Annotated in this window: 8 protein-coding genes; 7 read left to right on the top strand and 1 reads right to left on the bottom strand. The window is 68.8% G+C overall.

The annotated features are described in order from the left end of the window. From RMO97_RS11660 to RMO97_RS11650, 3 genes are all read left to right on the top strand, one after another. The coding region (locus RMO97_RS11660) for a 3-hydroxybutyryl-CoA dehydrogenase (RefSeq protein WP_310541217.1) at positions 1 to 690 on the top strand (690 nt) is incomplete at its 5' end. 90 nt (positions 691 to 780) lie between these two features. Further along, positions 781 to 2,043 (top strand): EAL domain-containing protein, encoded by a 1,263-nt coding sequence (locus RMO97_RS11655; RefSeq protein WP_310541216.1) that lies wholly within the window; start codon positions 781 to 783, stop codon positions 2,041 to 2,043. Between the two features lie 33 nt (positions 2,044 to 2,076). Beyond that, a complete protein-coding gene (locus RMO97_RS11650) occupies positions 2,077 to 2,931 on the top strand; it encodes a TIGR01459 family HAD-type hydrolase (RefSeq protein WP_310541214.1) in 855 nt (284 codons plus the stop codon). Positions 2,932 to 2,940: 9 nt separating this feature from the next. Here RMO97_RS11650 and RMO97_RS11645 read toward each other — a convergent pair whose 3' ends face one another. Next, positions 2,941 to 3,438, bottom strand: coding sequence for a copper resistance protein NlpE N-terminal domain-containing protein (locus RMO97_RS11645; protein ID WP_310541212.1), 498 nt, complete (start codon positions 3,436 to 3,438; stop codon positions 2,941 to 2,943). Between the two features lie 75 nt (positions 3,439 to 3,513). On the opposite strand from RMO97_RS11645, the gene RMO97_RS11640 reads away from it, so the two are divergent. From RMO97_RS11640 to ileS, 4 genes are all read left to right on the top strand, one after another. Further along, positions 3,514 to 3,936, top strand: coding sequence for a MaoC family dehydratase (locus RMO97_RS11640; RefSeq protein ID WP_310541210.1), 423 nt, complete (start codon positions 3,514 to 3,516; stop codon positions 3,934 to 3,936). 5 nt (positions 3,937 to 3,941) lie between these two features. Continuing rightward, positions 3,942 to 4,877, top strand: coding sequence for a bifunctional riboflavin kinase/FAD synthetase (locus RMO97_RS11635; RefSeq protein ID WP_310541209.1), 936 nt, complete (start codon positions 3,942 to 3,944; stop codon positions 4,875 to 4,877). Positions 4,878 to 4,957: 80 nt separating this feature from the next. Beyond that, the gene (locus RMO97_RS11630) at positions 4,958 to 6,049 is read left to right on the top strand and encodes a trypsin-like peptidase domain-containing protein (RefSeq protein ID WP_310541208.1); all 1,092 of its coding nucleotides are present in this window, start codon (positions 4,958 to 4,960) and stop codon (positions 6,047 to 6,049) included. A gap of 164 nt (positions 6,050 to 6,213) precedes the next feature. Next, positions 6,214 to 8,253 (top strand): isoleucine--tRNA ligase (gene ileS / locus RMO97_RS11625; RefSeq protein WP_310541206.1); only part of this gene is annotated, 2,040 nt, incomplete at its 3' end.

The following is an 8,253-nucleotide window of genomic DNA, read 5'->3' as shown; positions in this document are numbered from 1 at the left end:
GCTATGGAAGCCGCCATGCAGCGGATCAAGGCGGCGCCGGAACTGCAGACGATCGGCGGCACGGACCTTGCCATCGAGGCGGCCACCGAGAACGAAGAGGTCAAGAAGAACATCTTCAAGGCCATGGCGCCGCACCTGGGCGAACACACCCTGCTGGCGTCCAACACGTCTTCGATCTCCATCACGCGGCTGGCCTCCACCACCGACCGGCCCGAGCGGTTCATCGGCCTGCACTTCATGAACCCCGTGCCGCTGATGAAGCTGGTCGAGGTGATCCGCGGCATCGCCACTGACGCGCCCACCTACGAGACCGCGGTGAATTTCGCCCGTTCGCTGGGCAAGACCACCACCAACGCCGAGGATTTCCCGGCCTTCATCGTCAACCGCATACTGGTGCCGATGATCAACGAGGCGATCTACACCCTGTACGAAGGCGTCGGCACGGTCGAAGCCATCGACAACGCCCTGAAGCTGGGCGCCAACCATCCCATGGGCCCGCTGGAGCTGGGCGACTTCATCGGCCTGGATACCGTCCTGTCAATCATGAACGTGCTCTACGAGGGCCTGGCGGACTCCAAGTACCGCCCCTGCCCGCTGCTGGTGAAGTACGTCGAGGCCGGCTGGCTGGGCCGCAAGACCGGCCGCGGCTTCTACGACTACCGCGGCGATACGCCGGTCCCGACGCGGTAGGCTTCGCCTACGCCCCCTGCGACGGTTAATCCATTCGACTTGCAAGGCTTGCCCGGCCGATACTCCGAGTTGATTCGGACCGGCGGGCTTATGCGACAGTTCACGTCGGTGGCGCTTGCGGCCACCTATCTCTGCCTTGCGCTGATCGTCGCCCTCCTGCTGTGGCGGAACGGTGGCGGCTGGGCGGCGGGCGTCGCGGCCCTGGTGGGCGGCCTGGCGCTGTGCGCCTCGATCCACGCCATGGTCTCCGCCAGCCTGAAGATGCGCACCCTGCAGCGCGGTCTCGACATGGTGCGCGAGGCCAACACCATCCTGCTGCTGCAGATGGAGAAGATCGACACCCGCCTGTCGGAAGTGGCGGAGACCATGACCGAGGAGGCCGTGCGGCGAACCGAGGAGCTGCACGACGAGGTCCACATCCTGGAGGACCTGGTCCAGCGCATGGGCCAGCGGCTGGAGGAGCGGATGGTCCAGGCGCCGCCCGTCAGCGCCCGCCACACTCCGCAGCACCGCCAGTCGGCCGCGCTGCTGGAAACCATCCGCGAGGCGCTCGCCGAGAACCGCGTCGACCTCTATCTGCAGCCGGTCGTCGGCCTGCCGCAGCGCCGGACGGTCTTCTACGAAAGCTTCTCGCGCCTGCGCGACGAGACCGGCCGGGTGATGATGCCCGCCGAATATCTGGCCGTGGCCGAGCCCGAGGGCCTGGTCACCTCCATCGACAACCTGCTGCTGTTTCGCTGCGTGCAGATCGTCCGGCGTCTGGCCAAGACCGACAAGAAGATCGGCATCTTCTGCAACATCTCCACCTCCAGCCTGGCCGACGAGAGCTTCTTCCCGCAGTTCCTCGACCTGTTGGCCGCCAACCGCGACCTGGCCGGCGCCCTGATCTTCGAACTGGGCCAGGCCGCTTTCGACGCGCGCGGCGCCACCGAAGCCCGCAACATGGGCAAACTGGCCGACCTCGGCTTCCGCTTCAGCCTGGACAAGGTCGTGGACCTCGATCTCGACTTCCAGGACCTGGCGCGCTCTGACGTGAAGTTCCTGAAGATCGGCGCGCAGTTCCTGCTGAACCAACTGGTGGAGACCGACGAGGGCCTGGTCCTGAAGTCGATGCCCGACCTGGCCGCCCAGGACTTCTCGACGCTGACCCGCCGCTACGGTGTGGAGATCATCGCCGAGAAGGTCGAGGAGGAGCGGCAGATCGTGGACATCCTCGAACTCGACATCGCCTATGGCCAGGGCCACCTGTTCGGCGAGCCGCGCCCGATCAAGGATGCGGTGCTGGCCGAGACCGACCCCCCCGCCGAGTTCCTGCGCACCAACATGCGGCGCCGCGCGGGCGGGCGGCATTGACCAACTGAGCGGGGGCCGGTACCGCCCGGCCCCATGACCGCGTTGATCTCCGGACTCTCCGACCTCGCCGACCGCTACGACGTGATCCTCTCCGACGTCTGGGGCGTGATCCACAACGGCCGCGAGAGCTTCCCCGCCGCCTGCGGGGCGCTCGCCAAGTGGGGCGAAGAAAAGCCCGTGGTGCTGATTTCCAACTCGCCGCGGCCCTCGCATTCGGTGATCCCGCAGCTGGATGAGCTCGGCGTGCAGCGCGCCGCCTGGCAGGCCTTCGTCACCTCTGGCGACGCCACCCGGGTTCTGCTGAGCGACCTGGCCCCCGGCCCCGCCTGGCGGGTCGGCCCCGAGCGCGACGCGCCGCTCTATGAAGGCTTGGGCCTGGACTATGCCGACTACGACACGGCCGCCTTCATCTCGGTGACCGGTCCCTATGACGACGAGGTCGAGGGGCCCGGCGACTACCAGGACCGCTTCGAGGCCTGCGCCGCGCGCGGCCTGGTCATGACCTGCGCCAATCCCGACATCGTCGTGCAGCGGGGCGATCGGCTGATCTATTGCGGCGGGGCGCTCGCCCAACTTTACGCCCAGCTGGGCGGCAAGGTGCTGATGGCAGGCAAGCCCTACGCGCCGATCTACGACCTTTGTCTGGTGGAGGCGCAGCGGCTGCTGGGTCGGCCCGTGGACCGCGCCCGCGTGCTCTGCATCGGCGACGGCCTGCCCACCGACGTCAAGGGCGCCAACGACCAGGGCCTGGACGTGCTGTTCGTCGCCAGCGGCATACATGGCGCCGAGACCATCGGGCCTGATGGGCTGAACGCCAAGGCGGTGGAGGATCTGCTGGCCGCCGACGGCCTGACAGCCACCTACGCGATCGCCGATCTGGTCTGGTAGCGGCGCCCCTTACTTCGCCCGCTTCAGCGTGCTGGGAAGGCTGTCAGGCAGGGGCGTCCTGTCACCGCCGAGCACCTTCAACGCCTCATCATCCCCGACCCGGCGGAAGTGGCGGCGCGCAGGTTCCGGTTTTTCGGGGTTGAGTTCGTAGACCGTGGCGTCGGGGTCGACGGCGTCACCGCGCAGCGTGCCCCAGATGCCGGTGCTGGTGATGGGCGCGCCGCGGTGGATATAGGTCTCCACCAGCTTGTATTTCCCGTCGCCGGAATAGGGGGCGTCGCGGGTCAGGGTCAGCTCGGTTCGAATGCCGGGGCAGTCGGCGCAGGGTAGGTCGCCCGCAAAGACCATGGTCATCGCCTCGGGCGCAGGCGCCGCGGCGGCCACGGGCGAGGGCGGCGGCGCGGGCGCCTCGGTGGCCCGCGGCGAACAGGCGACCATCAGCAGGGCGAACCCCAGGGCCAGGTACTTCATCGCGATCTCCCCAACAGCGTTCACAAGCTTGGCCATTGCGACCGATCTCGTCCAGGGCTTCGCTTGTCGGTCCAAGGCGGCTAAGGAAGGCCAATGGCAGGGGACGCGCGCGTGCAGGGACTGTTCTTCGAAGATCTGAGTGTCGGCCAGTCGGCCGAGACCATCAGGGTCGTCACCGCCAATGACGTGGAGGCCTTCGCCGCCGTCTCGGGCGACACCAATCCCGTCCATCTGGACGAGGACTACGCCAAGACCACCACCTTCCAGACCCGCATCGCCCACGGCATGCTGTCGGGCGCCTATATCTCGGCGGTGATCGGCACGAAGCTGCCGGGCCCCGGGTCCATCTACCTGTCCCAGTCGATGCGCTTCCGCCGGCCGGTGAAGCTGGGGGACGCGGTGGTGACCCGGGTGACGATCCAGGCTCTGGACGAAGCCCGCGGCCACGCGACGCTCGCCACCCTCTGTCAGGTGAACGGCAAGACCGTGGTGGACGGCGAGGCCGTGATCATGGTTCCCCGGAAGGGCGCCTGAGCCCCATGCGTATCGTCAACGGCTGGAAGGGATTGGCGGAGAGCGACCGCGGCGCGGCCGTTGCCCTGGGCAATTTCGATGGCGTGCATCGCGGCCACCAGAGCGTCATCGCGCTTGCCGCCAAGGCGGCGGGGGTGATGAAGGCCCCGCTGGGAGTGATCAGCTTCGAGCCGCACCCGCGCCGCATCTTCCAGCCCAACGCCCCCTCCTTCCGGCTGATGAACGCCGAGCAGCAGGCCCGAGCGCTGGCCGGCCTAGGAGTCGATATCTTCTACGTCCTGCCCTTCAACCCCGAGCTGGCGCAGATGACCGACCACGAATTCGCCGTACAGGTCCTGCAGGAGGGCCTGGGGGTTCGCAATGTCGCCGTCGGTTTCGACATCTCCTTCGGAAAGGACCGCACCGGCAGCCCCGAGATCATGGCCCGCTACGGCCAGGAGCTGGGATTCGGCGTCTCGGTCGCCCAGGCAGTGGGCGACGGGACCAGCAAGTTCTCCTCCACCGGCGTGCGCGAGGCGCTGCGCGACGGACGTCCGGAGGCTGCCGCCGCCATCCTGGGCCGGCCTTTCGCCCTGGAGGGCATGGTGGAGCACGGGCGCCAACTGGGCCGGACGCTCGGCTTCCCCACGGCCAATGTGGCGCTGAGGGACTACGTCCTGCCGCGCTTCGGGGTCTACGCCACCCGCACCCGCCTGCCCGACGGCCGCGAGATCGCCGGCGTGGCCAATATCGGGGTCAATCCCACCATCGACGGGGAGATCGCGCCGCGCCTGGAGGTCTGGCTGTTCGACTTCGACGAGGACATCTACGACCAGGTGATCGAGACCGACCTGGTGGCCTTCCTGCGCGACGAGGCCAAGTTCGACGGGCTCGACCCCATGGTCGCCCAGATCCGCACTGACGCGGCCCAGGCGCGCGCGCTGCTGCTGCCGGAGATCTGACGGCCTCCCTCCAGGCGCGACACCCCTGGACTCTTGGTTAACAGATGGTTTTTCCTGTCGGCCGGGACTGCGAGGGGCCGATGCCGACCCAGATCAAGGGAATGAAATACGCCGCCTTCGCCGCGGCGCGCCGCCCCCGCCGCCAGCGGCCGCCGTCCTACGCCTTCGCCCCGGGCGCCACCTTCGCCTATTCCGAGCGGCCACCGCAGCCGCCCACCCCGCCGGCGCCCCCCGGCGGCGATGCGGGCCTGCTGGACGCCTGTTCCCACGCCGTGGTGAGCGCCGTGGAGCGGGTGGGCCCCGCCGTGGTCAGCGTCCATCCCTGGCGCGGACATGAAGGCCCCGAAGGCGTGGGCTCTGGGGTGGTGATCGCGCCGGACGGCCTGATCCTCACCAACAGCCATGTGGTGCGCGGCGCGGCCGCCGCCGAGATCATCGGCCTCGACGGCCGGGTTTTCCGCGCCCAGGTGATCGGCGACGACCCCGACACCGACCTGGCCCTGCTGCGGATCGAAGGCGGGGTCACCCTGCCCTACGCCCGGCTGGGGGACTCCAAGGCCATGCGGCGAGGCCAGCTGGTGATCGCCATCGGCGCGCCCCTGGGGTTCGAGGCCACGGTGACGGCGGGGATCATCTCGGCCCTGGGCCGCTCCCTGCGCGGCGAGCGGGGCCGGCTGATCGAAGACCTGATCCAGACCGACGCGGCGCTCAATCCCGGCTCCTCGGGCGGGCCCCTGGTCAATTCGGCCGGCGAGGTGGTGGGGATCGCCACCGCGGTGATCGCCGGGGCCCAAGGCCTGTGCTTCGCGGTGGCGGCCAACACCGCGGCCCTGGTGGTGGGCGAGTTGATCAAGCACGGGAGGGTTCGGCGGGGCTCCATCGGGGTCATCGCCCAGCAGGCGCCCATCCCCCGCGACCTGGCCCGCGCCGTGGGCCTGGACCAGCCCTTCGGGGTCTGGATCGCCACCTGTGAAGTCAACGGGCCCGCCGCCCGGGCCGGTCTGCTGCCCGGGGACCTGATCGTGGCGGCGGAGGGGGCGCCCCTGACCGGGCTGGACGACCTGATGCGGGCGCTGGGGACCGACACGATCGGCCGGGCCATGGATTTCGAGGTGATCCGCCAGGGCCGGCGCGTGACCGTCGCGGTCACCCCGCGCGAGCGTCGGCGCTGAACCAAAGGGCTCGCCCGACGCGCGCCCCTCTGCTATCTCGGCGCGCTATGACCTTGGTTCGGACATTGTCGCGAATTACCCGCCCGGCGTGACGCCGCCGGACGAAGCTCCAGCGCGCGCCGGGATCACCCGCACACCTGTTCCGAACACCGCTGGAAAGCCCCATGGCCGACGACGCTGACAAGCCCGCGCGCGACTATCGCGAAACCGTCTTCCTTCCCGACACCCCGTTCCCGATGCGGGCGGGCCTGCCGGTCAAGGAGCCCGAGATCCTGGCCCGCTGGGCCAAGCTCGATCTCTACAACACCGTGCGCAAGGAGCGGCAGGCGGCGAACGCCCCGCTGTTCGTGCTGCACGATGGCCCGCCCTACGCCAATGGCGCCATCCACATCGGCCACGCCCTGCAGAAGACCCTGAAGGACTTCGTGGTCCGTTCGCGGTTCGCCATGGGCTTCGACGTCGACTACGTGCCCGGCTGGGACTGCCACGGCCTGCCCATCGAGTGGAAGATCGAGGAAGAACTGCGCGGCCAGGGCCGCCGCAAGGACGAGGTCTCCAAGGCCGAGTTCCGCGAGCGCTGCCGCACCTATGCCGCCAAGTGGATCGACGTGCAGCGCGACGGCTTCAAGCGCCTGGGCGTCGTCGGCGACTGGGAGAACCGCTACGCCACGATGGACTATTCGTCGGAGGCCGCGATCGTCGCGGAGTTCCACAAGTTCGTGACCTCCGGCCAGCTCTATCGCGGCTCCAAGCCGGTGATGTGGAGCCCCGTCGAGCGCACGGCCCTGGCCGACGCCGAGGTGGAGTATGCCGATGTGAACTCGCCCACCATCTGGGTGAAGTTCCCGGTGGTGGACGGCAGCGAAGCCGCCCGCGGCGCCAGCATCGTCATCTGGACCACCACGCCGTGGACGATCCCGGCCAACCGGGCGATCAGCTACAACAACGACATCGCCTATGGCGTCTATCTGGTCGAGGCCATGGAAGAGGGGCTGGAGTTCGAGCCCTGGGCGAAGGCCGGCGACACGCTGATCGTGGCCGACAAGCTGTCGGGTGACGTCTTCAAGGCCGCCAAGATCAGCGCGACCCGCCGGATCGAGACCTTCGACCCGCAGGGCGCCACCGCGGAGCATCCGCTGGCAGGCCTGGACAGCTATTACCAGTTCGCCGTGCCGCTGTTGGACGGCGACCATGTGACCGACGACGCCGGCACCGGCTTTGTCCACACCGCGCCGGGCCACGGAGCCGACGACTATCTGGTCTGGCTGGCCCACGGCCACCGCGAGATTCCAGAAACCGTCGATCCGGACGGCGCCTATTATGACCACGTCGCTCTGTTCGCCGGTCTCAAGGTGCTGGAGACCGAGGGCAAGAAGGTCGGCAAGTTCGGCCCCGCCAACGGCGCGGTGCAGGAGAAGCTGATCGAGGCCGGGCGCCTGCTGGCGCGCGGCCGGGTGGAGCATTCCTATCCCCACTCCTGGCGCTCCAAGGCGCCGGTGATCTTCCGCAACACCCCGCAGTGGTTCATCCGCATGGACACCGCCATCGAGGACGCCGCCCATGGTGGCAAGACCCTGCGCGAGACGGCCCTGGACGCCATCGAGGCGACGACCTTCCATCCGGCCGGCGGCAAGAACCGCATCCGCGCCATGGTGGAAAGCCGCCCCGACTGGCTGATCAGCCGGCAGCGCGCCTGGGGCTCGCCCCTGGCCATGTTCGTCGACAAGGAGACCAGCCAGCCCCTGGTGGATCTCGAGCTCAACAAGCGCATCGTCGACCTGATCGCCGCCGAGGGCGCCGACGCCTGGTTCACCCGGCCGGCGAGCGACTTCCTGGGGAGCCACGACCCCGAGCGCTACGAGAAGGTCGAGGACATCCTCGACGTCTGGTTCGACTCCGGCTCGACCCACGCCTTCACCCTGGAGAACCGCGCGCACACTCGATGGCCCGCCGACCTCTACCTCGAAGGCTCCGACCAGCACCGCGGCTGGTTCCAGTCCTCGCTGCTGGAAAGCTCCGGGACCCGGGGCCGCGCGCCCTATGACGCCATTCTCACCCATGGGTTCACCATGGACGAGAACGGCGAGAAGATGAGCAAGTCCAAGGGCAATACCGTGGACCCCGAGGTGGTGATCCGCGAGTCCGGGGCCGAGATCATCCGGCTGTGGGCCTCGATGATCGTCTATTCCGACGACAGCCGGATC

The sequence above is a fragment of the Phenylobacterium sp. genome (assembly GCF_031425575.1).
Lineage (GTDB): Bacteria > Pseudomonadota > Alphaproteobacteria > Caulobacterales > Caulobacteraceae > Phenylobacterium.
Note: the sequence above shows the minus strand (reverse complement) of the source record. Positions and strands in the feature narration are given on the sequence as shown.